24 protein-coding genes are annotated in these 25,879 nt (G+C 41.1%); 9 read left to right on the forward strand and 15 right to left on the reverse strand.

The features are described from left to right. Positions 1-4 precede the first annotated feature (4 nt). From AKG98_RS02675 to AKG98_RS02705, 7 genes are all read left to right on the forward strand, one after another. On the forward strand, positions 5-1,486 hold the full coding sequence (locus AKG98_RS02675) for an efflux RND transporter periplasmic adaptor subunit (RefSeq protein ID WP_067040986.1): 1,482 nt from the start codon (positions 5-7) through the stop codon (positions 1,484-1,486). Next, positions 1,486-4,632 carry an efflux RND transporter permease subunit gene (locus AKG98_RS02680; RefSeq protein ID WP_067040989.1) on the forward strand — a complete coding sequence of 1,049 codons (3,147 nt, stop codon included), beginning with the start codon at positions 1,486-1,488 and terminating at the stop codon, positions 4,630-4,632. Before AKG98_RS02675 ends, AKG98_RS02680 begins: the two co-directional genes overlap by 1 nt. Positions 4,633-4,653: 21 nt before the next feature. Continuing rightward, positions 4,654-5,238, forward strand: a complete 585-nt coding sequence (locus AKG98_RS02685) for a copper resistance protein CopA (protein WP_067040991.1) — start codon at positions 4,654-4,656, stop codon at positions 5,236-5,238. A gap of 257 nt (positions 5,239-5,495) precedes the next feature. Beyond that, on the forward strand, positions 5,496-6,434 hold the full coding sequence (gene hemC, locus AKG98_RS02690) for a hydroxymethylbilane synthase (RefSeq protein WP_067040994.1): 939 nt from the start codon (positions 5,496-5,498) through the stop codon (positions 6,432-6,434). Beyond that, positions 6,431-7,198: a uroporphyrinogen-III synthase gene (locus tag AKG98_RS02695; RefSeq protein WP_067040997.1), complete on the forward strand. Its 768-nt coding sequence runs from the start codon at positions 6,431-6,433 to the stop codon at positions 7,196-7,198. Before hemC ends, AKG98_RS02695 begins: the two co-directional genes overlap by 4 nt. Beyond that, the gene (locus tag AKG98_RS02700; RefSeq protein WP_067041000.1) at positions 7,199-8,338 is read left to right on the forward strand and encodes a uroporphyrinogen-III C-methyltransferase; all 1,140 of its coding nucleotides are present in this window, start codon (positions 7,199-7,201) and stop codon (positions 8,336-8,338) included. A 15-nt stretch (positions 8,339-8,353) separates the two neighbouring features. Continuing rightward, a complete protein-coding gene (locus AKG98_RS02705; protein WP_067041003.1) occupies positions 8,354-9,526 on the forward strand; it encodes a heme biosynthesis HemY N-terminal domain-containing protein in 1,173 nt (390 codons plus the stop codon). Between the two features lie 96 nt (positions 9,527-9,622). Here AKG98_RS02705 and fre read toward each other — a convergent pair whose 3' ends face one another. The 4 genes from fre to trxA all read right to left on the reverse strand — a co-directional run bounded on the left by fre (position 9,623) and on the right by trxA (position 13,815). Further along, a complete protein-coding gene (gene fre, locus AKG98_RS02710) occupies positions 9,623-10,312 on the reverse strand; it encodes an NAD(P)H-flavin reductase (RefSeq protein ID WP_067041006.1) in 690 nt (229 codons plus the stop codon). A gap of 61 nt (positions 10,313-10,373) precedes the next feature. After that, on the reverse strand, positions 10,374-11,840 hold the full coding sequence (gene ubiD, locus AKG98_RS02715; RefSeq protein ID WP_067041008.1) for a 4-hydroxy-3-polyprenylbenzoate decarboxylase: 1,467 nt from the start codon (positions 11,838-11,840) through the stop codon (positions 10,374-10,376). Positions 11,841-11,948: 108 nt separating this feature from the next. Continuing rightward, positions 11,949-13,214: a transcription termination factor Rho gene (gene rho, locus AKG98_RS02720; RefSeq protein WP_067041011.1), complete on the reverse strand. Its 1,266-nt coding sequence runs from the start codon at positions 13,212-13,214 to the stop codon at positions 11,949-11,951. Between the two features lie 274 nt (positions 13,215-13,488). Further along, on the reverse strand, positions 13,489-13,815 hold the full coding sequence (trxA, locus tag AKG98_RS02725; protein ID WP_067041014.1) for a thioredoxin TrxA: 327 nt from the start codon (positions 13,813-13,815) through the stop codon (positions 13,489-13,491). 109 nt (positions 13,816-13,924) lie between these two features. Between trxA and rhlB the strand changes: the two genes are divergently transcribed. Beyond that, complete coding sequence (gene rhlB, locus AKG98_RS02730; RefSeq protein ID WP_067041017.1) at positions 13,925-15,220, forward strand: ATP-dependent RNA helicase RhlB; 1,296 nt, start codon at positions 13,925-13,927, stop codon at positions 15,218-15,220. Between the two features lie 33 nt (positions 15,221-15,253). Beyond that, positions 15,254-16,756, forward strand: coding sequence for a guanosine-5'-triphosphate,3'-diphosphate diphosphatase (gene gppA / locus AKG98_RS02735; protein ID WP_067041020.1), 1,503 nt, complete (start codon positions 15,254-15,256; stop codon positions 16,754-16,756). Between the two features lie 60 nt (positions 16,757-16,816). On the opposite strand, the gene hemB is transcribed toward gppA, so the two are convergent. From hemB to AKG98_RS22955, 11 genes are all read right to left on the reverse strand, one after another. Beyond that, a complete protein-coding gene (hemB, locus tag AKG98_RS02740) occupies positions 16,817-17,833 on the reverse strand; it encodes a porphobilinogen synthase (RefSeq protein ID WP_067041023.1) in 1,017 nt (338 codons plus the stop codon). Between the two features lie 71 nt (positions 17,834-17,904). After that, entirely contained in the window at positions 17,905-18,495 is a 591-nt protein-coding gene (locus AKG98_RS02745; RefSeq protein WP_067041026.1) for a TetR/AcrR family transcriptional regulator, read from the reverse strand. 1 nt (position 18,496) lies between these two features. Further along, positions 18,497-19,945 (reverse strand): coniferyl aldehyde dehydrogenase, encoded by a 1,449-nt coding sequence (locus tag AKG98_RS02750; protein ID WP_067041029.1) that lies wholly within the window; start codon positions 19,943-19,945, stop codon positions 18,497-18,499. A gap of 118 nt (positions 19,946-20,063) precedes the next feature. Next, on the reverse strand, positions 20,064-20,867 hold the full coding sequence (locus AKG98_RS02755; RefSeq protein ID WP_067041031.1) for a TatD family hydrolase: 804 nt from the start codon (positions 20,865-20,867) through the stop codon (positions 20,064-20,066). After that, positions 20,845-21,600 carry a twin-arginine translocase subunit TatC gene (gene tatC, locus AKG98_RS02760; RefSeq protein WP_067041033.1) on the reverse strand — a complete coding sequence of 252 codons (756 nt, stop codon included), beginning with the start codon at positions 21,598-21,600 and terminating at the stop codon, positions 20,845-20,847. Before tatC ends, AKG98_RS02755 begins: the two co-directional genes overlap by 23 nt. Then, positions 21,601-21,981, reverse strand: a complete 381-nt coding sequence (gene tatB, locus AKG98_RS02765; protein ID WP_067041041.1) for a Sec-independent protein translocase protein TatB — start codon at positions 21,979-21,981, stop codon at positions 21,601-21,603. Positions 21,982-21,984: 3 nt separating this feature from the next. Further along, positions 21,985-22,221, reverse strand: a complete 237-nt coding sequence (tatA, locus tag AKG98_RS02770; protein ID WP_067041043.1) for a twin-arginine translocase TatA/TatE family subunit — start codon at positions 22,219-22,221, stop codon at positions 21,985-21,987. A 131-nt stretch (positions 22,222-22,352) separates the two neighbouring features. Further along, positions 22,353-23,993 (reverse strand): ubiquinone biosynthesis regulatory protein kinase UbiB, encoded by a 1,641-nt coding sequence (gene ubiB, locus AKG98_RS02775; RefSeq protein ID WP_067041046.1) that lies wholly within the window; start codon positions 23,991-23,993, stop codon positions 22,353-22,355. Further along, complete coding sequence (locus tag AKG98_RS02780) at positions 23,994-24,605, reverse strand: SCP2 domain-containing protein (protein WP_067041048.1); 612 nt, start codon at positions 24,603-24,605, stop codon at positions 23,994-23,996. Between the two features lie 9 nt (positions 24,606-24,614). Next, entirely contained in the window at positions 24,615-25,370 is a 756-nt protein-coding gene (gene ubiE, locus AKG98_RS02785) for a bifunctional demethylmenaquinone methyltransferase/2-methoxy-6-polyprenyl-1,4-benzoquinol methylase UbiE (RefSeq protein ID WP_067041054.1), read from the reverse strand. A gap of 166 nt (positions 25,371-25,536) precedes the next feature. Next, positions 25,537-25,719: a cytosine permease gene (locus AKG98_RS22955; protein ID WP_369814909.1), complete on the reverse strand. Its 183-nt coding sequence runs from the start codon at positions 25,717-25,719 to the stop codon at positions 25,537-25,539. Positions 25,720-25,879: the final 160 nt, after the last annotated feature.

A 25,879-nucleotide genomic window follows, 5' to 3' on the forward strand; every position in this document is an offset into this window, starting at 1 on the left:
CGATATGAAAACATTACTTACCAGCTCAATTACATTAGCATTGGGTCTTGCTGCAGGTACTTGGTTTAGTACACAAGCAACAACGAATACAACTAGCGCAGAACCAGAGATCCTGTATTGGGTAGCCCCAATGGATGCTAATTACCGCCGCGATAACCCCGGTCAATCACCGATGGGCATGGATTTAGTCCCTGTTTATGCCGAGCAAACGCAAAATACCACAGCCCAGGAGCCGCTGTACTGGGTTGCACCGATGGATGCCAATTACCGCCGTGATAAACCGGGTCAATCGCCAATGGGCATGGATTTAATACCGGTATACAAAGATGCCACAACGGCAAGCGATGCAGGCTTAGTGACCATTTCATCACGAGTAGAAAATAATTTAGGCGTGCGGACACAACCAGCCCAACTTCGCCCTTTCGTTACCCAAATTAATACCGTTGGTATGCTGGAATTTAATCAAGATTCGTTATGGCAAATCAATAGTCGTGTGTCTGGTTGGGTTGATAAACTCTACATCAACAATACAGGTGAGTATGTCTCGAAAGGACAGCCACTATTGACCTTATATTCACCAGAACTTATTAAGGCCCAAGAAGAGTTACTCAACACCCTACATATCGGTAATAAAATCCTCATCACGTCGGCAAAACATCGCTTGTCTGCATTGGGTATAAACCAAACACAGATTAAGCAGCTCATGCGAACTAAAAAAGTGATCCAAAATGTCACGATATCAGCCCCTGAATCCGGTTATATCACCGCACTTTCGATCCGTGAAGGCGCTTATATCACGCCTTTAGCGCAGATAATCGAAGCTGGATTATTAACGGAAATATGGTTACAAGCCGAAATTTTTGAATCTCAAGCCGGTCAAGTGAAAATCGGTGACAAGGCTAAAATGCAGGTAGATAGTTTCCCTGGGCAAACCTGGTTGGGAGAAGTCGATTATATTTACCCGGAATTAAATGCCGCAACCCGCACTCTAAAAGTCAGAATAAAAATAGCCAATCCTGATGAGCAATTAAAACCAAACATGTTTGCAACGTTAACGCTTAGCAGTCAACAACAAACCAACGCAATACAAGTACCCCGTGAAGCCATCATCCGCTCTGGTACCTTTGACCGTATCGTACTCGCCAAAGGTAACGGCCAATATCAATCAATCAAGATCACTTTAGGCAGAGAGTCTGCAGGTTATGTTGAAGTGTTAGCCGGGCTTAAAGAGGGTGATGAAGTCGTTACCAGTGCACAGTTCCTGTTGGATTCAGAATCAAGCTTAACCGCAGATTTCAGCCGTATTGGTCCGCCAACAGCAAGTAACAAGAACAGTATGGCAATGGATCACAGCGCAATGGCGGGAATGGATCTTAGCTCGATGAATATGGACAGCATGGACGATAAGGCGATGTCGAAAACAACCACACCCGCAGTTGAAGATGATTTAGCTTGGTTAGACTTTGATGATGCAGGAGAACTGTAATGATCAAGAAAATAATTGAATGGTCGATACACAATCGTGTCATGGTATTACTGGCGACTTTGGTCGTCCTTATCTACGGTAGTTTTGTGATCAAAAATACCCCGATTGATGCTATCCCAGATCTCTCTGATGTACAGGTTATCATTAAAACCAGTTATCCAGGGCAAGCACCACAAGTTGTTGAAGATCAAGTCACCTACCCACTGACGACGGCGATGTTATCGGTGCCGGGCGCCAAAACAGTGCGCGGTTACTCTTTCTTTGGTGACTCTTATGTTTACGTTATCTTTGATGATGGTACTGACATGTACTGGGCTCGCTCGCGTGTTTTAGAATATTTATCGCAAGTGACTCCGAATCTACCCAGCACTGCAAAACCAGCACTGGGGCCTGATGCAACGGGTGTGGGTTGGGTATATTCGTACGCACTAACCGATACCAGTGGTAATCACGATCTAAGCCAACTTCGCAGTATTCAAGATTGGTTTTTAAAATATGAATTACAGACCGTACCCGGTGTATCGGAAGTCGCGACTGTCGGGGGTATGGTTAAGCAATATCAGATCAGTGTGAACCCTGATAAGCTGCGCAGTTACCAGATCCCATTATCATTAATCACGAATGCGATTAAACGCGGTAATCAGGAAGCGGGAGCCAGCGTCATCGAAATGGCGGAAGCCGAATACATGGTGCGTGCAAATGGTTATATCAGCTCAATCGATGACTTGAAAAACATCCCCTTAAAACTCAGTAATACCGGCACACCTTTATTACTCGGTGATGTCGCTGATATTGTACTAGGCCCACAAATGCGTCGTGGCGTTTCCGAACTAAACGGTGAAGGCGAAGTGGTTGGTGGTATTATTGTCATGCGCTACAGCGAAAATGCCCGTGACGTTATTGCCGCAGTCAAAGACAAACTACAAACATTACAAGCCTCGTTACCGGAAGGTGTTGAAATTGTTCCTACCTATGATCGTTCAACATTAATCGACAATGCGGTCGAAAATCTTTACCTGAAATTATTGGAAGAATTTCTTGTCGTTATTGTGGTTTGCGCATTATTCCTATTCCATATTCGCAGCTCATTAGTCGTATTAGTCAGTTTACCCATCGGTATTCTGGTGGCCTTCATCGTAATGTCATGGCAAGGCATCAATGCCAATATCATGTCTCTAGGTGGGATCGCGATAGCCATTGGCGCGATGGTCGATGGGGCAATTGTGATGGTCGAAAACGTCCATAAACATATTGAGAAAACCCCGTTAACGGATAAAAACCGTTGGCAGATCATCAGTAAAGCGGCTTCAGAAGTCGGTCCGGCATTATTTTTTTCGTTACTGATTATTACTTTCAGCTTTGTCCCCGTGTTCGTACTGGAAGGCCAAGAAGGTAAAATGTTTGCCCCGCTCGCCTTTACTAAAACTTATGCGATGGCGGCATCAGCTGGACTCGCAGTTACCTTAGTACCAATTTTAATGGGCTACTTTATTCGCGGTAAGGTTTTACCTGAACATAAAAACCCAATCAACCGCGGTTTAATCGCATTATACCGTCCGGCATTGGCATTCTCTCTCAAAGCGCCAGTACTACTACTTTGTATCGTTATTGGCCTTGTCGCTGTCGGTTTTTATCCTGTAAATAAGATCGGTAGTGAATTTATTCCGCCGCTTGATGAAGGTGATCTCATGTATATGCCAACCACTTACCCTGGCATCAGCATAGGTAAAGCCAGAGAGTTATTACAGCAAACCAATAAGTTAATCAAAACCGTGCCCGAAGTAGAACGCGTATGGGGTAAAGCAGGTCGCGCCGAAACTGCCACCGATGCAGCACCATTAACCATGATTGAAACGTTCATCACTTTAAAACCGAAAGCCGAATGGCGAGAAGGGGTTACCTCTGAGAGTATACGTCAAGAACTTGATAAATTAGTCCAATTTCCGGGCTTAACCAACGCTTGGGTAATGCCAATCAAAACCCGTATTGATATGTTAGCCACAGGCATCAAAACGCCGATTGGTATCAAGATCGCGGGTGAAAAACTTGCTGAGATTGAAAAAATTGGTAAACAGATAGAAAAAATCTTACTTAACGTACCCGGTACCGCATCCGCTTATGCTGAACGTGTTGTTGGCGGACGTTATGTGAAAATTGATATCGAGCGTGAAAAAGCGGCGCGCTATGGGCTGAATATTGCGGATGTACAAGAAGTCATATCCACAGCAGTAGGCGGTGTTAACGTCACTCAAACCATTGAAGGATTAGAGCGTTACCCGGTAAATATTCGTTACCCTCAATCTTATCGAGACAGTATTGAGCAAATTAAATTATTACCACTGATAACACCATTAGGTGCAAGAATCGCCTTAGGTGATGTCGCAAACATCTACGTCGAAGACGGTGCTCCGATGATCAAAACCGAAAATGCCCGCCCTAATGGTTGGATTTATGTGGACATTGAAGGCCGAGATCTCGGCTCTTATGTAGTCGATGCCCAGCAAGCTGTAGCCGAGCAATTAGTATTACCCGCAGGGTATTCAATTACCTGGTCGGGACAATACGAATATATGCAACGTGCCAAAGAGACCCTATCTGTGGTGATCCCAGCAACGCTCGCGATTATCGTATTATTACTGTATCTCGCCTTTAGACGTGTGGGTGAAGTATTACTGATCCTCGGTACACTGCCATTAGCCATGATTGGTGGTATCTGGTTATTATATTTACTCGACTACAATTTCTCGATCGCCGTCGGTGTTGGTTTTATCGCCCTAGCTGGTGTATCTGTCGAAATCGGCGTAATAATGCTTGTTTATTTAAACCAATCGTTAGCAAGCGCACAAGCGGCAGGTAATTTCACCAAAGCCAAATTACAGCAGGCGGTGATGGATGGTGCAGGCTTACGTGTTCGCCCAATTATGATGACAGTAGCAACCGTGATCATCGGCTTAATCCCCATTATGTATGGGGACGGTACGGGTTCACAGATAATGCAACGCATTGCCGCACCTATGATTGGAGGCATGGCATCAGCGATCATTCTGACACTATTAGTATTACCTGCGTCTTTCTATTTGTGGAAATCAATCAGCTTAAAGTCCCAGATGATTGATGAGCAAAATGTAATCAGCGCGAATAAATAAATATATTAAGGAAGCAAAATAATGTTTAAAAAAATCACAATAGCAATCGCACTTAGCGCCGCCCTCAGTTCACCAGCGTTTGCCCACGGCGATGAGGATGGTCACTGTGAAGATACCCAACTGGGCAGTGTCATGACAGAAATGAGTGATGATTTAAAAGCCTATGTCGGCGCCTTTAAACGTAATGACCAAGCTGCAATGCAAGCTCAGCTAACCAAATTATTGGCGAGCAGTGCTAAAGCGAAAGATGAAATACCATTAAAACTGCAGCAAGGCATGCCCACTATGAAAAATATGGACCACAACAACATGGCTAATATGAAAGGCATGGAAGGTATGGACCACAGCAAAATGGCGAATATGAAAGACATGGAAGGTATGGACCACAGAAAAATGGCAAATATGAAAGACATGAAAGGTATGAAAGGTATGGTTCATAGTACGCATATGCAACATATGGCTTATCAGCAAGGTATGGAAAAATTAACGCACCTTTTTAACCAGTTGCAAAAGGCAACATCAAAAGGTGAAGTTAAAACAGTCCTTGGTAGTATTAAACAACACATCAAAAAAAGTCATAAAGCATTCCGCCTTAATTGTGACTAGTTAATCATCATTAATTTATTAAGCTGCAGTAGTACACGCTGCAGCCAATAACCCACAATATAAATCATTATCTTAACCTCCCCCTTACTTAACTAGCACACCTACGCCCTCTGAATAACGTACTATTTAGACCCAATTATGTACGTTATCGCATGCTTAAATAAGGTGTATTATTTACAAATAAGCCCACCTTAGATCAACTATTAACGGATTAAATCTGTTAATATTTAGCTAATCTAGTTAAATTTGGAAATACAATGGCTACTGAAACACTAAGAATTGCAACCCGTAAAAGCCCATTAGCAATGTGGCAAGCTGAATATGTAAAAGCACGTCTAGAAGCAATTCATCAAAACCTTACCGTTGAATTAATCCCAATGGTAACCAAGGGTGACATCATTTTAGATACGCCTTTAGCAAAAGTGGGTGGTAAGGGTCTTTTTGTAAAAGAACTAGAAATAGCAATGCTTGAAGATCGCGCCGATATCGCCGTGCATTCAATGAAAGATGTACCAGTTGCATTTCCAGAAGGTTTAGGCTTAGAAGTAATTTGTGAACGTGAAGACCCACGTGATGCATTTGTTTCAAATACTTACCGTCAGATCGAAGAATTACCACCAGGTGCAATCGTTGGTACATGTAGCTTACGACGTGAATGCCAACTAAGTGAAGCACGTCCAGATTTAAAAATAATGAACTTACGAGGCAACGTTAACACGCGTTTAAACAAGCTTGATAACAAAGATTATGATGCGATTATTTTAGCTGCCGCAGGCCTAAAGCGCCTAGATATGGAATACCGTATTGCGAGTTATATTGAACCAGAGCAAAGTCTTCCCGCTGTTGGTCAAGGTGCTGTCGGCATTGAATGTCGCGTTGATGATGAACGTGTAAAAGCAATCCTAGCCCCTTTAAATGATGCTTTAACCAGTGACAGGGTCATGGCAGAACGTTCTATGAACCTCGCACTTGAAGGTGGTTGCCAGGTACCCATCGGTAGCTACGCACTAATCGACGGTGATGAGCTATGGTTACGTGGACTTGTTGGTAAACCAGACGGTACTAAAGTCATTCGCGCAGAAATCCGTGGTGACCGTAAAAATGCACGCCAGCTGGGACTCACACTTGCAGATAAATTACTGGCACAAGGTGCAAAAGAAATTTTAGCGGCTGTTTATAATAACGCAGACGCATGAAAATCAGGGCGCTAATCACTCGCCCTCGCGTTAAAGGCGAGCAACTCGCTCGTCAAATTGAGGCAGCTAATGGGGCTGCCTTATGTTGTCCGTTTATCGATATATCCGCAGGACAGCAATTTAATAAAGTTAGTTCATTACTGGAAAAATTACAGCCTGATGACTATATTATTGCCATAAGCGATAATGCTGTAAATTATGCTCATCGCAGTTTAATACAAGAAAATAAAATTTGGCCACAGCATATAAATTACATTGCAGTAGGTCCAACAACAGCACTACGCTGGCAAAAATACGGTGTAAATCACGCCAAAATACCCCAAACACATGATAGCGAAGGGGTGTTAAAACTACTTACTAATACGGCAGTAGAACACAAAAACATTGTTATTCTACGCGGTAATGGGGGCCGGGAGACGATGGCAGAAGATCTAATAAAACGCTCGGCTAACGTGACATATTGTGAAGTTTATCAACGATCTTCCCCCTACTACGAACCCGAGTTGTTGATTAATAAGTGGCAACAATTCGCCATTAATAGTGTTATTATCACTAGCGGTGAGATTCTGGGTAACCTAATAAAAACGATACCCTACACAGCGTTACCTTGGGTACTAAACTTGCACTTTATTGTTCCTAGCCAACGAATAGCAGCACTTGCTCATGCGTTAGGAATAGAACACGTCACCATTGCTAGTGGTGCATCAAATAATTCATTATTTAATGCTGTTAAGCAATTGGATATGCAGATAGGAATAAGCTAAATGACAGACAATAAAAAAAACAGTCAAAATGCCAATACCAAAACAACCAACAAAGGCATTGTTGATTCATCAGATACGATTACAACGGAAGGTAAGCCAGCAAGTAAAGCGGGTATTGTCACTGGTGCGGTGGCGATCCTGTTAACGCTAGGCCTTAGCGCAGGTCTCTATTATCATAGCCATCAGCAAAACCAACTACAGCAACAAGTGCTAACAAAATTACAAGCACAATTGCAAGATCAAAAAAACGCACAGCAATCATCACGTCAGCAGCTAAGCGAAGACAAAAAAGCTGTAGCCAGCCAATTAAAGCAAACGGCGCAACAACTTAGCCAGATCCAAGACAGTGAAAAGCTAACCGCGGCACAACTCGAAACCGTACAACTGGCGGTCGCGAACCTTAAAATGCGTAATCCCAATGAATGGATGCTCGCAGAAGCGGAATACTTAATTCGTATGGCGGGCCGTAAAATAGCGCTAGAACAAGATATTGATACCAGCTTAGCCTTATTATCATCTGCCAGTCGTCGTTTAACACAATTAAATGATCCGAGCTTATTACCACTACGCAAAGTGATTGAACAAGATATTGCCACACTGACTAAATTACCGCGTATTGATCATGATGGTTTAGCACTGAAACTCGCGATTCAAATAGAAGAAGTGGATAATCTCGTATTAGCAGGCCTTACTCGTCCTGATGTCGTGAAAAAAAACAGTACATTATCAAGTAATAGTTCAGACTGGAAAGCGAATCTCACTAAGTCATGGCAATCTTTCAGCGATAACTTTATCACGATCCGTCGCCAAGATAATTCAGTTGACGCCCTGTTATCACCACAAGCAGCTTGGTATTTGACTGAAAACTTAAAAACACAACTGTTACAAGCAGAACTCGCAATATATCGTCACGATCAAGCTAAATTCAAGCATGCACTGAAAACAGCAAAAACTTGGATTAAGCGTTATTACGATGTAAATCAACCCGCAGCCAAAAGTATGCTGGCGAATCTTGATACATTGAGCAAAGCAACGATTACAACAAAATACCCTGCAAAACTAAACAGCGCGGCACTGATCCAGACAACCATCAGAGATCGTAAAATCAACGGATTAGCCAATAGCACAAGCACAAAATAAACGGAGGCAGATAAAATGGTTAGATTTATAGTATTAATCGCGCTGCTTCTTGCAGGTGCAATCGGTGCCCCATATTTAATGGGCAATAAAGGTTATGTCATGATTGCAGCCGGCGATTACGTCATCGATGCAACAGTCAGTAGTGCCGTAGTGATGGTGATTGCTTTCTACTTTACTTTATTAGGGTTTGAAGCATTAATCAATAAACTGACTTACAGCCTAGGTTGGTTTAATCGCTATCATCAAGCTCGCGCTAAAATACAAACAGAAAAAGGCATCTTAGCATTAGCCAGTGGTGACTTTAAAAAAGCAGAAACGTTAACTTTAAAAGCAGCCAAAAAAGCACAAGTACCCGTGTTAAATTACCTTGCCGCAGCGCAATCTGCACAAGGTCTTGGCAACGAAAAAAAACGTGATGAATATTTATTATTAGCACACAAGAATGCAGATAAAAATATCCTTGCGGTCGAGATAACACAAGCTAAGTTGCAAATTGAGCAGCAGCAATTTGAACAAGCATTTGCATCACTATCTGCGTTACATGATAAACATCCAAAGCATAAAGTAGTGCTAACAATGTTTAAAGCTGTCTGTATTGAAAGAAAAGAATGGGAACAATTACTCACGCTTATTCCAGCATTACAAAAACAAAAATTACTTACCTCAGGCGAAGCTGATGAACTACGTAAACATAGTCATTTCCAACATTTAGGTGAAGTAGCCAAACAGCAAGGCAGCACTGGATTACTTGATACCTGGAGCTCACTACCAAAGAAACTTAAACATGATGGCCGTTATCTAGCAGAAACAGTTAACCTGTTAATAGGACGTAACGACCACCAGTCAGCTTATCTGCTGCTGATGGACGCATTAAGTAATGAACTGTATCCAGAACTGATCAGCCTAACACCTAAATTAAACCTTGGTGATTACCATGCGCTCATCGAACGTCTTAAGCGTCTGCAGAACACGCGTGAAGGCTCAGGTTTATTAGCTGTATGTATTGGTCAATTAATGGTAAAAGAAGGTCGTTGGAGCGAAGCCGTAGAAGAGTTAAGCCAAGGTATCAGTCAATCACCGTCTACCTCTGCGTACAGTGCTCTAGCACATGCTTACGAAAAATTAGGTCTCGTTAATGATGCAAATGCGACGTATAAAAAAAGCTTAAGTTACCATCAACAAGCTTAATCGTACAACTCACAACTAAGCCAGTATCATATTCAAAATAATAAAAAGCCGTAACATCTGTTACGGCTTTTTTAATCCGAATACATTCATTATCAATTAAATGAATTCAAATGCATCGCCATATAAATGTTCTTTGACGCCTAGCGGTGCAAAGTCAGTTCGCGCTGCACCAGCCATTTCAAAACGACCAGCAATATAAACATCACATGCCGCTAAATCAGCAACATCTTCCATCACTACTTTATGCACCTGCCCAACTTTACCAGACCATTGCTCTGGAGCGGTTTCGACAACAGGAATGAAAGTCACCTGTGGATGCGCATCAGCTAATTCTTGTGCCAACGAAAATGCATATAAATGCGATGCTTCACGCGCACCCCAATATAATGAAATAGGACGTTGATTAACTTCTACCGCACGCTCTAGAATAGATTTTGTGTAAGAAAAACCAGTGCCGCCTGCAATTAATACCAAAGGACGCTCAGACTCTTCTCTTAGACCAGCATTACCACCTGGCAGTTCAACTTCGATAGTGCCTGATTTTAGTCTTTCCACGACTTGCATTGCATACGAATTTTGTTCTGATGCACCAATATGCAATTCTAAAATATCATCATTACTCGGATTTGAAGCAATAGAAAATGGGCGCTTGTCGTCTTCGGCCATGACCACCATTAGATATTGCCCAGCCTGGAACTCAACTTTTTGTTCTGGCTTTAACTTCACGTTAAATACAGTCTCTGTATACGACTCTAACAATGTCACTTCACACTTAATTCTTAACATACGTTCCCTTTCAATCTCAATCTCTGACAAGCTCGAATTTTTATGATCTAGCTCATTTATATCACAAAATCCCTAATTCGTCCCATAAATCATCGACTCGCTGCTTAACCTTCTCATCCATCACAATTGGTTCGCCCCATTCGCGATCTGTCTCACCAGGCCATTTATTGGTTGCATCCATACCCATTTTTGAGCCAAGACCCGATACCGGTGATGCAAAATCAAGGTAATCAATTGGTGTATTCTCAATCAGCGTGGTATCACGCGCAGGATCCATGCGAGTGGTAATTGCCCAAATCACATCATTCCAATCGCGCGCATTAATATCATCATCACAGACAATCACAAATTTGGTATACATGAACTGACGTAAGAAAGACCACACCCCCAGCATCACGCGTTTCGCATGGCCTGGATATTGTTTTTTAATTGTCACGATCGCCATGCGATAAGAGCAACCTTCAGGCGGTAAATAAAAATCAACAATTTCAGGATACTGCTTTTGTAAAATAGGCACAAAGACTTCATTCAACGCCACACCCAGTACCGCAGGTTCATCTGCAGGACGGCCTGTATAGGTCGAATGATAAATGGCATCTTTACGCATCGTAATATGCGTCACCGTAAATACAGGAAAAGAGTCAGTCTCGTTATAGTAACCAGTATGATCACCATAAGGGCCTTCTTCTGCCATTTCACCCGGCTTAATGTAACCTTCCAAGATAATTTCAGCGCTAGCAGGCACCTCAAGATCATTGGAAATAGACTTAACGACTTCAGTACGACTACCACGTAATAAACCTGCAAAAGCATATTCAGATAACGTATCAGGTACCGGCGTTACGGCTCCTAAAATTGTCGCGGGATCAGCACCTAGTGCCACAGACACAGGGTAGTTTTCACCTGGGTTTAGTTCTTGGAATTCTTTAAAATCCAGCGCACCACCACGATGTGATAACCAACGCATAATTAATTTGTTTTTACTCAACACTTGCTGACGGTAAATACCTAAATTCTGACGTTTTTTATAAGGACCTTGGGTGATCGTTAAACCCCAAGTAATTAATGGGGCAACGTCTCCAGGCCAGCAATGCTGAATAGGGATCTGACTTAAATCAACATCATCGCCTGTTAGCACTATCTCTTGGCAAGGTGCTTTACGCAGTCTTTTAGTGGGCATATTCAGTACCTGTTTAAATATCGGTACTTTTTCCATTAACTCTTTAAAACCTTTCGGTGGTTCAGGCTCTTTTAAATAAGCTAACCATTCACCCACTTCACGCAGTTCACTGACGCTTTCACGTCCCATGCCCATAGCGACACGATCAGGGGTACCAAATAGGTTACCCAGCACAGGCATAGTATGACCTTTCGGATTTTCAAATAATAATGCCGGACCGCCTGCTTTTAATGTGCGATCGCAAATTTCCGTCATTTCTAGATACGGATCAATTTCTTGATGAATACGTTTTAATTCGCCTTTGCTTTCAAGTAAGGCAATAAAGTCTCTCAGATCTTTATATTTCATAAACAATTCCACGCTATTTTTTGAAAAAAAAACGCCACACACTTGTTATAAAAACAAAATATATGGCGTTTATTTTAAATATTAATCACAGACAGTTAACTTAAACGATTATGATTTTTGCTTCTTCATTGCTTCGAAGAATTGATCATTCGTTTTCGTCATGGCTAGCTTATCAATCAGGAATTCCATTGCATCGATCTCACCCATTGGATGAATAATCTTACGTAGGATCCACATTTTTTGTAGCTCAGCTTTATCTGCTAATAGCTCTTCACGACGGGTACCTGAACGCGTGAAATCAATCGCAGGATAAATACGACGTTCTGCAATTTTACGATTAAGGTGTAACTCTTGGTTACCTGTACCTTTAAATTCTTCGTAAATGACTTCGTCCATTTTCGAACCAGTATCAATCAATGCTGTTGCGATAATAGTTAAAGAACCACCTTCTTCAACTTTACGTGCAGCACCAAAGAAACGTTTTGGACGGTGTAATGCATTGGCATCAACACCACCAGATAAAATCTTACCGGATGATGGTGTGATCGTATTGTAAGCACGTGCCAGACGGGTGATAGAATCCAGTAAGATGATCACGTCTTTCTTGTGTTCTACAAGACGCTTGGCTTTTTCAATCATCATTTCCGCTACTTGTACATGACGGCTCGCAGGCTCATCAAAAGTAGAAGCAATAACTTCACCACGTACCAGACGGCGCATCTCTGTTACTTCTTCCGGACGTTCATCGATAAGTAGAACCATCAATATCGCATCTGGATGATTTAACGCAATTGAAGAGGCAATGTTTTGTAATAACATGGTTTTACCGGCTTTCGGCGGTGCCACAATTAAACCACGTTGACCTTTACCGATCGGCGCACTTAAATCAAGAATACGTGCGGTAATATCTTCGGTACTGCCATTACCACGTTCTAGACGAAGACGTTCAATCGGGTGAATTGGCGTTAGGTTTTCAAAGAGGATTTTATTACGAGAGTTTTCTGGACGGTCATAGTTAACTTGGTCAATCTTTAACAGCGCAAAATAGCGTTCGCCATCTTTTGGCGGTCTAATTTTACCGCCAACGGTATCACCCGTTCGTAAGTTAAAGCGACGTATCTGACTTGGTGATACATAAATATCATCAGGTCCGGCGAGATATGAGCTGTCTGCTGAACGCAAGAACCCAAAGCCATCCTGCAAGATCTCCAAAACACCATCACCAAAAATGTCCTCGCCGCTTTTCGCGTGAGCTTTTAGGATCGAGAAGATGATATCTTGTTTTCTTAAGCGAGCCAGATTTTCTAGACCCATAGATTCGCCCAGTTTTACAAGTTCAGAAACTGGTGTGTTTTTTAATTCGGTTAAATTCATAATGATGAGTTCGAGCTTATGCAACCTTTGCGTAACGGAATGTCAACCAAGGATAAAGTATTTGAATCAATGATCGAGTGTGTGAGCCATTAACTAAGTAATGAATCGATAATTTGAGTTATTAAATCAATGATTGAATCATTGATTATGATGCCTGATTCGGCACATAGAACAATAAACGAACAATGAAGTTAGCATTTATAATTTTATTCGTCCACTGAATAATAGCATACTGACGAGATTTAAAAACAAAATCTCGTCAGTATTTTACATGTTACAGGTTTTCGTCTAGAAAACTTTGTAATTGCACTTTTGATAATGCGCCAACTTTAGTCGCCGCTACAGCGCCGTTTTTAAATAACAATAAAGTCGGGATACCGCGGATACCAAATTTAGGTGGCGTACCTGAATTTTGATCGATATTTAATTTACCGATAGTGACTTTACCTGCGTACTCTTCAGCAACTTCGCTTAAGATCGGTGCGATCATTTTGCAAGGTCCACACCACTCAGCCCAGAAATCAACTAGTACAGGTAATTCTGAATTTAACACATCCATATCGAAAGCAGCATCGGTTAGCTGAATAATTTTGTCGCTCATTTATTACTCCAATAAAAAATAATTTTGTTACTACATATATGTGGCACTCATTGCCCTATTTCAATAGATTTAAGTTCTTAATGCAAGCTTAACCTGATATGCTAAATAAATGAGCAAAAATCATCTTACAGAACATAAGTTCTCCCAGTTTGGCCTTAATGCCGACGTACTTGCTGGGTTAGAAGCTTCAGGCTTCGAATATTGTACACCAATTCAAGCACTTAGCTTGCCATTTGCCATCCAAGGTAAAGATGTAGCCGGTCAAGCACAGACTGGTACAGGCAAAACTATCGCATTTTTGGCCGCTATTTTTCATCATTTATTGAAAACAAAACCAGCCGAAGATCGTCCAAAAAATAAGCCTCGCGCTATTATCTTAGCGCCAACACGCGAACTTGCAATTCAAATTCATAAAGATGCGTTACCGATTGCCAAAACAACAGGCCTTAAAATGGGTCTTGTTTATGGTGGCGAAAGCTACGATATTCAACGTGAAAACCTTGAGAACGGCGTTGATATCATCATCGGCACTGTGGGTCGTATCATTGATTTTGAAAAACAAAAAACAATGGATTTATCCGGTGTCGAAGCATTAGTATTAGATGAAGCTGATCGCATGCTAGATCAAGGCTTCATTAAAGATATTCGCTATTTAATGCGCAAAATGCCAGAGCCAAAACAGCGTCTAAACTTACTGTTTTCTGCGACCTTTACTTGGGATATTCGTGAATTAGCTTATCAGCACATGAACGAACCAGAAGAAGTCACTGTAGAAGCAGACAAAGTAACAGGCAGCAGCATTACTCAAGAGCTATTTCACCCGTCAAATGATGACAAAATGGCTTTATTACAAACGTTAATTGAAGAAGAATGGCCAGAACGTGCCATTGTATTTGCCAATACTAAGCATAAATGTGAAGAAATCTGGGGCCACTTGGCAGCAGATAAACATCGCGTAGGTTTATTAACGGGTGATATTCCTCAGAAAAAACGTAATAGTATTCTAGAACAATTCACTCAAGGTAAATTAGACATTCTTGTCGCGACGGACGTTGCAGCACGTGGTCTACATATTCCAGCGGTAAGTCATGTATTTAACTACGATTTACCCGATAATTGTGGTGATTACGTACACCGTATTGGCCGTACTGGTCGTGCTGGTGCAGAAGGTCATTCAATTAGTTTCGCTTGTGAAAAATACATTTATAATTTACCCGCGATTGAAGAGTTCATTGAACATACGATCCCTGTTTGTCATTACGATAAAGCCGCATTATTAACTGACTTACCACGACCGATCCACACTAAACGTGCTCGTCCGAGTAATTCAAGATCAATGAATGATCGTAACAAAACGCGTCGTACTGGCCAACGTCAGCATAATACGCATAACAAAACCCATTAATTAAATAGTTTGTTTATAGATAAAGTGATTAGTGTGAGTAAAAAAAGTTCGTCAAATTTATATGCCGTTATTGACCTCGGTTCAAACAGCTTTCATATGCTGGTCGTTCGCGAAGTTAACAATAGTCTACAAACTGTTGCTAAAGTTAAACGCAAAGTAAGACTTGCTGCTGGCCTTGATGCAGAAAATAATCTCAACCAAGCAGCACTTCTGCGCGGTTGGGATTGTTTAAGTTTGTTTGCTGAACAACTACAAGACATTCCAGTCGAGAACATTCGGATTGTTGGTACAGCTACATTACGTTTAGCAAAAAATGTAGCTATATTTCTTGCTACGGCAGAAAAAATATTGGCTCATCCGGTAAACATTATTTCCGGTGAACAAGAAGCGGCGCTTATCTACAAAGGCGTTGCCTATACCAGCAGTGGTCAAGGCAATCGTTTAGTGGTAGATATCGGTGGCGCAAGTACTGAACTCATTATTGGTGAACAAGCACAAGCAAAGCTGCTTTATAGCTTTAAGATGGGTTGTGTTACTTGGTTAAATAACTATTTTGCTGATGGTAAGCTCAATCAACACAACTTTACGCAAGCAATTGATGCGGCAAAAGCGGTTTTGAACCCTCAGCTAGAAAAGTATTTAACCATTGGCTGGAATACGTGTATAGGTGCTTCAGGTACAATCCAAGCGTTACAAGAAATTATGGTCGCGCAAGGTGAGAATGAACAGATAACACTGACGAAATTACACTGTATTCAGCAGCAAGCGATTGCCTGTGGTGATATTGAAAACCTTAATATCAAAGGCTTAACAACAGATAGAAAACCAGTATTCACAAGCGGCTTGGCTATTCTTACCGCGCTATTTGAAAGCCTAGAAATCAATAATATGTTTTTAGCTGGCGGCGCGTTAAGAGAAGGCGTTATTTACGAAATGACCGGACTGCGTGCAAGTCACAATGTACGTCAACAAACAGTAAATAGCTTGATGGTAAAACATCAATTGGATCTGGGACAAGCTGAACGGGTTAAAAGTACCGCGTTAAAAGCATTTGACCAACTAAAAATGACGATTTCTGAAGACGATACCCAAGCAGGACCTTTACTTGCTTATGTCAGTTCTTTACATGAGATCGGCTTATCGATTGATTATAAGAAAGCACCACAACACGCGGCCTATATTATCGATAACACAGATATGCTTGGTTTTACCAAAGCCCAGAAGCAATTACTGTCGGCGTTATTGATTAACCAACGTGATGAATTAAATTTATCTTTGTTAGCACAACAATCAGCAATCAGTTACGCAAGTGCTTTACTACTTTGTCGTATCTTAAGAGTGTCATACACGCTAGCCTTACGACGTACTGATGGTACAATTCCAGAGTTTTCACTCATTCTCGCTGAAGAAAATACATTAATAATCACCTTGCCAGCACAATGGTTAGCGCAGCATCCATTACGCGCAGCCGCATTAGCATCTGAGTTAGAATTACAAGCTAAGCATAATTTAGTATTACAAGTTAAAGAAAAGTAATAGATAATTAGAAAGTAAAAAACCGAGCATGAGACTCGGTTTTTTATTGCCGTAAAATGATTACGCGTTATTTTCTTTAAGCCATATCGCTACGCGTTTTGCAAAATATGTCAGAATACCGTCAGCACCAGCACGTTTAAAGCATAGTAATGATTCTAGAACACATTCTTGTTCTTTCAACCAACCATTTTGAATCGCAGCCATGTGCATTGCATACTCGCCACTCACTTGATAAGCAAATGTTGGGACGCCAAATTCATCTTTAACACGACGTACAATATCCAGATAAGGCATACCAGGCTTAACCATCACCATGTCCGCACCTTCCTCGATGTCCATCGCCACTTCATGTAACGCTTCATCCGAGTTTGCCGGGTCCATTTGGTAAGTAACCTTACTGCCGCCTTTTAGGTTACTCGCCGAGCCCACCGCATCACGGAAAGGTCCATAATAATTAGATGCATATTTTGCAGAGTAAGCCATAATTTGTGTATTCACATGACCCGCCTCTTCTAATGCGATGCGGATAGCGCCAATACGACCATCCATCATATCTGAAGGGGCGACAATATCTGCACCCGCAGCAGCATGAGATAACGCCTGCTTCACTAAAATCTCAGTGGTAATATCATTAAGGATATAACCCGAGTCATCAATGATGCCGTCTTGGCCGTGAGTAGTAAACGGATCCAACGCCACATCAGTCATGACTCCGAGATCAGGGAATGATGATTTTAATGCACGTACTGCTTTTTGCGCTAAGCCATCAGCGTTATACGCTTCTTCTGCAAGTAAGCTTTTTTTCTCTAACGGGGTAACAGGGAAGATAGCAATCATCGGAATGCCTAACGCGACCAGTTCAGCCGCCTCTTCTAACAGTAAATCAATCGATAAGCGTTCAACACCCGGCATTGATGCGATCGATTCACGACGGCCTGTACCTTCAAGTACAAACATCGGATAGATAAGATCATTAACTGTTAATTGATTTTCAGCCACTAAACGACGAGAAAAATCATTTTTACGATTACGACGAGGGCGACGATTTGGGAAACCACCTAGAATAGTTTTACTCACGATATCTCCTTGCGAGGTAGGAATTCGAATTGGGAAACCAAGTACGGTTTGTACTTGGTTAGATAGCCATCTTACCGCGTGAGTAAATGAATATCAGCACCTTGTACTGAAATAGCATCAACAATTACATTAATTGACGAATTAATCGCAGCCTTTTGATCTATCTCAGGTAGCGCATACACATAAGTCGCAGTTGATAGTAAGAAACTCTCACATGTCGTTAAAAGGTATGGTATCGGTAAATCTTTAATTATACCGTTATGAATACCCGTATTAAGTAATTCCGTAAAGAAGCCTAATACCTCTTCCCAAATAGCCAGTTGGATCTTTTTATCAAAATACAACGAATGGCTACAAAGTAGGATAAACGCCATTTTTTGTGGATGATGAACTAACCAGTGAACACCGTAAACCCAGATATCAGTTAATCGAGATTCAGTATTATGATCATTTGGCTGCAATAAAGCCTGAGCAAATTCTCTTTTTACCTCAAGATATAAGGCTTCGATTAATGCTTCTTTCGTGGCAAAGTGATGAAACAAGGTACCCGTTGCGACTTTTGCTTCACGTGCAATCGCCGCCGTCGTCGTACCATGAAACCCATTGACCGTGAACAGCGCTAACGCGGCATCCAAGATCAGTTTTTTTTTTGATTTAGTCATATTATCTCAAGAAAAATTTCAAAATTATTTTTTGTATCAAACTCCCATAAGGCGCATGAACAAAGCGCGTAGAATGAAATTTTCCTTGTTTCAATATGGTTTTTGATTTTGAAAAAGTACGGAAGCCTTCGATGCCATGATACTGTCCCATACCAGATGGGCCAACACCACCAAACGGGGCATCATCAGCAGCAAAGTGCATGATTGTATCATTAATCGCAACACCACCGGAAATCGTCTCACGTATGATCTGTTGCTGAGTATTTCTATCAAAACTCATGATATATAACGCTAATGGATGTGGACGTTTTTTAATATAACGGATCGCATCATCAATCGAGTCATAAGGTAGAATCGGTAACAATGGACCAAAGATCTCATCTTGCATGAGCTGCATATCATCACTCACATTTAATAATAGATGCGGTAACATACGGTGTCTTTGATCATCAAGGCTATTGCCATCTTGCATTGTTTCTACTTGCACACCCTTTTGCTTCGCATCTTCTAACCATGATTTAAGACGCCCATACTGACGATCATCAACAATATTGGTGTAGTCATCATTCTGCATAGCAGCTGGATAACGGCGATTGAACTCATTACGGTACTCTTTCACAAACTCCGCGACTTTTGCACGTGGACAAAGGATATAATCAGGCGCAATACAGATCTGGCCAGCATTAAGACTTTTACCTAACATGATACGGTTAACTGCCACTTTGATATCAATATCAGGGGCAACCACCACTGGCGATTTACCGCCTAATTCAAGTGTCACAGGCGTCAGGTTATCTGCGGCGGCACGCATTACATGCTTACCCACAACTGTCGAACCGGTAAATAATAAGTGATCAAAAGGTAACTTGGTAAATGCCGCAGACAAGGCCACCTCACCTTCAACAATGCAAACGTCTTTACTATCAAACACTGAAGTAATAATTTGCTTTAATACTTGATTGGTCTTTGGGGTAAACTCCGACATTTTTAGCATCGCACGATTACCGGCTGCAATACTGGTGATCAATGGCATAACGGCCAGATTAATCGGGAAATTCCAAGGTACAACGATACCAACTACACCAACAGGTTGATAATGGATGGTGACACTTGCTGGTGCTAATAACAAACCAGGATTACGTCGTGTCGGCTTCATCCACTTCGCTAAACGCGCTAAAGTATAATTAAATTGTGCCGTCGTTGGTAAGATATCAGCGATTAAAGTGTCGTAACGAGAACGATGGCCGTAATCTTCAGAAACAGCGGTCAGTAACGCTTCTTTGTTTGCCAAGAAAGCGGCTTTAAATAATGTTAAGCGTTTCTTACGCTCAGCCATACCCCATTCAGGTTGGGTTAAATAAGCTTCTTTTTGCGTTGCAAAGATCTGTTCCATTTCTACAATATCATCGATACTGTCGCTATCATTCGTTCTGATTGTCGCTACACTCATAATTTTCATGCCTCAATATAAAAACCGACTAGTTAGTCAATTAAAATAGACTGCTTAGTCGGTTTTGTCTAGTCTTCGATACACAAAGTATTAACGAAGCAATAGGAAGTGATAGTGATCACAGCTTAGGTAACTGAAAGAACTGTTCAGTCACCTGTAAACTGCGACGTAATAATAGCTCAACATCCTCATTACGCGCGGTAGCAATGGTTTGTGCAACATGCGGTAGATAGCAAGGTTCATTACGACGTGATTTCGGTTTTGGTTTTAGATTTCGCGGTAATAAATACGGCGCATCCGTTTCTAACATTAACCGATCAGCAGGAATATCTCGCACCAATTGGTATAACTCCGAACCACGACGTTCATCACAGATCCAGCCGGTAATACCAATATGTAAATCCAATTCTAGGCATGCAGCCAAATCACTCGCAGAACCGGTAAAACAGTGCAATACAGCCGCGGGTAACGCTGATCGATACTCTTTCAATATTGCAATAAAACGTTCATTAGCATCACGTTCATGCATAAACACTGGCATATTTAATTCGGCAGCCAGCTCTAACTGCTTTGCAAACGCAGCTTCTTGCATTGGGCGAGGAGAATAATCACGATTAAAATCCAAACCACATTCACCAATAGCAACCACGCTATCATGTTGAGCCAGGGCTTTAATTTGCTGCCAACTCTCATCAGTAGCATGGCGAGCATCATGTGGGTGAATGCCTGCAGTGGCATAAAGTTGCTGTGGATAGTCTTGAGTAAGTTGATAAGCAAGCTGGCTTTCGGCGATATCCGTGCCAGTAACAATTAAACGACGCACCCCTTGGGCAGAGGCACGTTCAATAACATCAGGTAAATCTTTGTGAAAAGCAGCGTTTGTTAAATTAACGCCTATATCAATCAGTTCCTGCTTCTTCATCTTTTGTCTCGTCCTGTTTAACGTAAAAACGAGAAAATAATAAACCTAACTCAAACAATAGCAACATAGGTATCGCTAATAATGTTTGTGAAATAATATCTGGCGGTGTTAATAACATCCCCATAATAAATGCTGCCACGACAATGTAAGGGCGTTTTTTACGTAAACTGTCAGGCGTTGTCGCACCAGTCCAACATAATACCAATGTAGCAATCGGGATCTCAAATGCGAGACCAAACGCAAAAAATATCTTCAACACAAAATCAAGATAGCTACTAATATCAGGCGCGAATGTGACCCCTTCCGGCGCAGCTTCCGCAAAGAACTCAAATGCTAAAGGAAACACAACGAAATATGAAAAAGCAATACCAAGATAAAAGAGTAAAGCACTACTAATCACCAACGGCGCGATCAATTTTTTCTCGTGCTTATATAAACCTGGCGCGATAAAAGCCCAAACTTGATACAAAACCCAAGGGATAGCAATAAATGAAGACACAACCAGAGTTAATTTTATTGGCGTGAAGAATGGTGTCGCGACATCTGTTGCGATCATCGTTGTGCCAGCAGGTAATTGCGCAATCAGTGGTGCTGATATCAACTGATAAATATCATTAGCAAAATACACTAATGAAATAAAAACTAAGATAATTGCGGCACTCGCACGCAATAACCTATCTCTCAGTTCGATTAAATGAGCAATCAAAGGCTGAGTATTTGGATCTGCTGCCATTTATTTTTTATCCTGTTCTATTACCTGTTCTGCTACTTTAGGCGTTTGGTCAACACTCGGTGTAGATGTTGACGTCGATTTATCTGCATCCGCATAAGGACGCGTCACCGACGCTGCAGCATCACGTAAAGAGTCAATAGAGTTTTGCAAATCAGGACTAATATTATTCATCCCTTGCTGCTCCGCTTTTTTCAAATTGTCATGCATTTCTTGAATTTTCAATTCATGTGACAATTCCTCTTTCACAGAGTTAGCTGCATCCTTGATGGTTTTCACCCAAGTGCTCACAGTTCTGATTGCGACAGGTAAACGCTCTGGCCCTAATACTAATAGGCCCAGCACTGAAATAACCACAATTTCCCAAAATCCGATATCAAACATAGATTATGCCTGTTCTTTATCTTTTTTTGTTTCTTTGGTTACGTCTGTTTTTGCTGCAGTCGTTTCTTCTAATACTTTATTTTCTTCTTTCGTATCTTTAGGCTCGTCACTCATGGCTTTTTTGAAGCCTTTAACTGCCGCACCTAGATCACCACCAACATTACGTAACTTCTTAGTTCCAAACAATAAAAGAATAATTACAGCAATGATAATTAACTGAGTAACACTAATTCCGCCCATGATAAAACCTTATTTTATATAATTGAATACGTCATTATTAACGTCGATCAGTATACAGTATATAAGCTACATATTTACTACACTCTGATCTACGATAAATTTTTTTCGCTTAACTCACTTTGTTGTTCCAGCTACTTAAGCTTAAACCAGCCGACTATTAACAGCGCTGAGCCAATACTGGCTAACGTCGTGGCTAGCGAAGTAGTATCAGGATTGTACACGATCGCCGCACAAATCATAAGTACGCCACCACTACTCAGTAAATAACGACCTTTGTTTGCGTACGCTTGCTGCTGAGTAAACCGCTCTGCTTGGGTAAACAGCGTATCTAATTTAGCTTGCTGCTTAGTCGCTTTCGTTAGTGTATCAAACACCAATTCAGGCAGCTCTGGTAACTTTTCAGCCCAAAACGGCGCACGTTGTTTTACTGCAGAAAAGACCGCTTGTGGCCCCATCTGTTCTTTCACCCAATTTTCAAGAAATGGCTTAGCCGTATCCCATAAGTCTAGCTGAGGATAGAGCTGACGACCTAATCCCTCAATGTACAATAATGTCTTTTGCAATAATACTAATTGCGGTTGTACTGTCATATCAAACTTACGCGCAGTAGCAAATAGATTAACCAGTACATGACCAAAAGAAATTTCAGCTAATGGTTTTTCAAAAATAGGATCACACACCGTTCTGATCGCAAATTCAAAATCATTGACATCAACATAGGATGGTACCCAACCAGAATCAACGTGTAGCTCTGCGACTTTACGATAATCACGATGAAAAAAGGCTAACAAATTCTCCGCTAAGTAACGCTTGTCTTCACGATTTAAAGTACCAACAATACCGCAATCAATACCAATCCAGCGAGGGTCTTCAGGCGTTTCATAAGAAACAAACACATTACCTGGATGCATATCAGCATGGAAAAAACTATCGCGGAAAACTTGGGTAAAGAAGGTTTCAACACCACGCTCAGCCAAGAGTTTCATATTGGTACCCTGTGCCTCTAGCGCAGCAATATCTGATACCGGGATACCATAAATACGCTCCATCACAATCATATTTTTATGACTAAAATCAGGGTATATCTCTGGTACATACAATTCTTTAGAATCAAGAAAATTACGACGTAACTGGATTGTATTCGCCGCTTCACGCTCTAAATTCAATTCATCAAGAATCGTTTTTTCATAATCAAGAACCACCTCAAGTGGTCTTAAACGTACAGCCTCGGGGACTAACTTCAGTAATACTTTCGACAAGCGTTTCATCAACTGGGTATCGGCACGAATAATCGGTTCGATATCAGGTCGAATAATTTTAATAACAACTTCTTCGCCATTACTTTTTAACTTAGCTGTATGTACTTGTGCAATAGATGCTGATGCTAACGGCACCGGATCAAAATCATCAAACACATCATCAATAGGCTGACCAAGCGCAGATTCGATCTGCTGCATCGCTAATTGACTATCAAATGGTGGCACTTGATCTTGCAACATAGCTAATTGCTCAGCAAACTCTTGTGGCAATAAATCACGACGCGTTGATAACATCTGACCAAATTTAATAAAAACAGGACCGAGTTGCTGCAATGCTAGTTTTATACGTTCTGCAGGTGACTTCTCTGCATGTTGATTTTTGATCCAAAAAATAGATTTTCGAAATAATCGTGCTGATAACGGCTGCAATTGTGCAGGTAACAACTCATCAATACCATATTCCAAAACAACTTTTTGTATATGATAAAAGCGCTTTAGCTCAACCAATGTCATTTATACATCTTCCTTACGTGACAATAATGCCAAGCGCATTTCAAACCGCTTACATTGTTGTTCTAACTCACTGACTTCATCACAAAAATCAGCAATTTCTAACGCGCCGGGGGCTAAACGTATTTCTTCAATTAAATACTCTGCAACATTATGACGTGCAATCATCATGTTATTTTTCAGCCAAGCTTGGCTCGACTTTGCGCCTTGCAATAACTTATGTGCAGCAACATCACCGGTGTAACGAGATAAATGCTCTTCCCAATCAATATCTAATTCTTTTAATATAATGCTGAATTTGCTTGCTACCATGGGATCGCCGCGCATATCCAATTCACCTTCTTTAATCAGTGCCGTGAATTGTGAACTATCTTGTAACCGAGCAAGACTCGATAACTTTATATCCATACAGCAGTCAGGTTCACCGTCATACTTAGCTAACACATCAACCTGAGATGAAAAAATAAAATAAAGTGGTTTTGGTAGTTCAGCAATATTTACTTTTAACACTTTACCTTTTAGCGACGCGATCTTGTCTACGGCATTTGCATCAGCTTTTAATAATTGATTCAATAATGTTTCAATTCCCGCAGTAACGAGCATTTCGATTGGCATCAGCATTCCTTAGAATTTGTAACCGCGGTGCAGCGCAACAATACCACCAGTCAAGTTGTGATATTCAACGCTTTCAAAACCAGCCGTTTCCATCATACCTTTTAATGTTTCTTGATTTGGGTGCATGCGGATTGATTCAGCTAGATATTTGTAACTATCTCCATCATCCGCAATTAATTCACCGATCTTAGGCAAAATATTGAATGAATAAAAATCATAAACTTTATTTAATGCGTCAGAATCCGGTTTTGAGAATTCAAGAACCAATAAGCGACCGCCCGGTTTTAATACACGGAACATAGATGCTAATGCTTTATCTTTATCTGTTACGTTACGTAAACCAAATGCAATAGTAATCAGATCAAAATGATTATCAGGGAAAGGTAATTCTTCAGCATTCGCTTGAACGTAAGTCACGTTACCAACAATACCACGGTCACGTAATTTAGCCCGACCAACTTTTAGCATTGAATCATTAATATCAGCTAACGTTACAGAACCAGAATCTCCAACAATACGTGAAAACTTAGCAGTTAAATCACCTGTACCACCGGCAAGATCTAAAACTTTATGGCCAGGTCTTACACCACTGCAATCAATCGTAAAACGTTTCCAAAGACGATGAATGCCCATAGACATTAGGTCATTCATCACATCATATTTAGCCGCTACTGAATGAAACACACTCGCAACCATATCGACCTTTTGGTCTGACTCTACAGTTTTATAGCCAAAATGAGTGGTGTTATTTGATTTATCTGTCATCGAGCTGTCCTTAATATCAGTTTAAGCGGATAGTTTACTGCAACTCAGAGCCAACTGAAACGAAACAAATCATTTAATCTATAAAAGGTAAAAAATACCGTCTCAATCGGCAGTATTAGAATAGAAAAATAAATTTGACGACGCATACAGTGCTTTTTGTGCTGGCCTACGCCAAACCAACACGTGTTCCACCAAGTAATACCGAAGGGACATATGAACCTTTAGAACCAAATGGATAATATATTAATAGATGAGTTGAAAGACTGGTTTGAGTACCGATATAGGCAAAAGATACGGTGTATACACCTAAAATTAAATGACTAAGTACGCTAGAATAAAAAGTCAGTATTCAGCGTGGTAGAGCAGAGAAATGCCAGGTGTATTTTCAGTCCCACTGAATACTATTCATAAGAACTACCACTCCGCACAATCTGCTCGGTACTTTATCTCTGAATTTCAGGCACAAAAAAAGCCTGAATCTTTCGATTCAGGCTTTCGTTGTTGTTGGC

Source organism: Moritella sp. JT01, from assembly GCF_001574435.1.
Classification (GTDB): Bacteria; Pseudomonadota; Gammaproteobacteria; order Enterobacterales; family Moritellaceae; genus Moritella.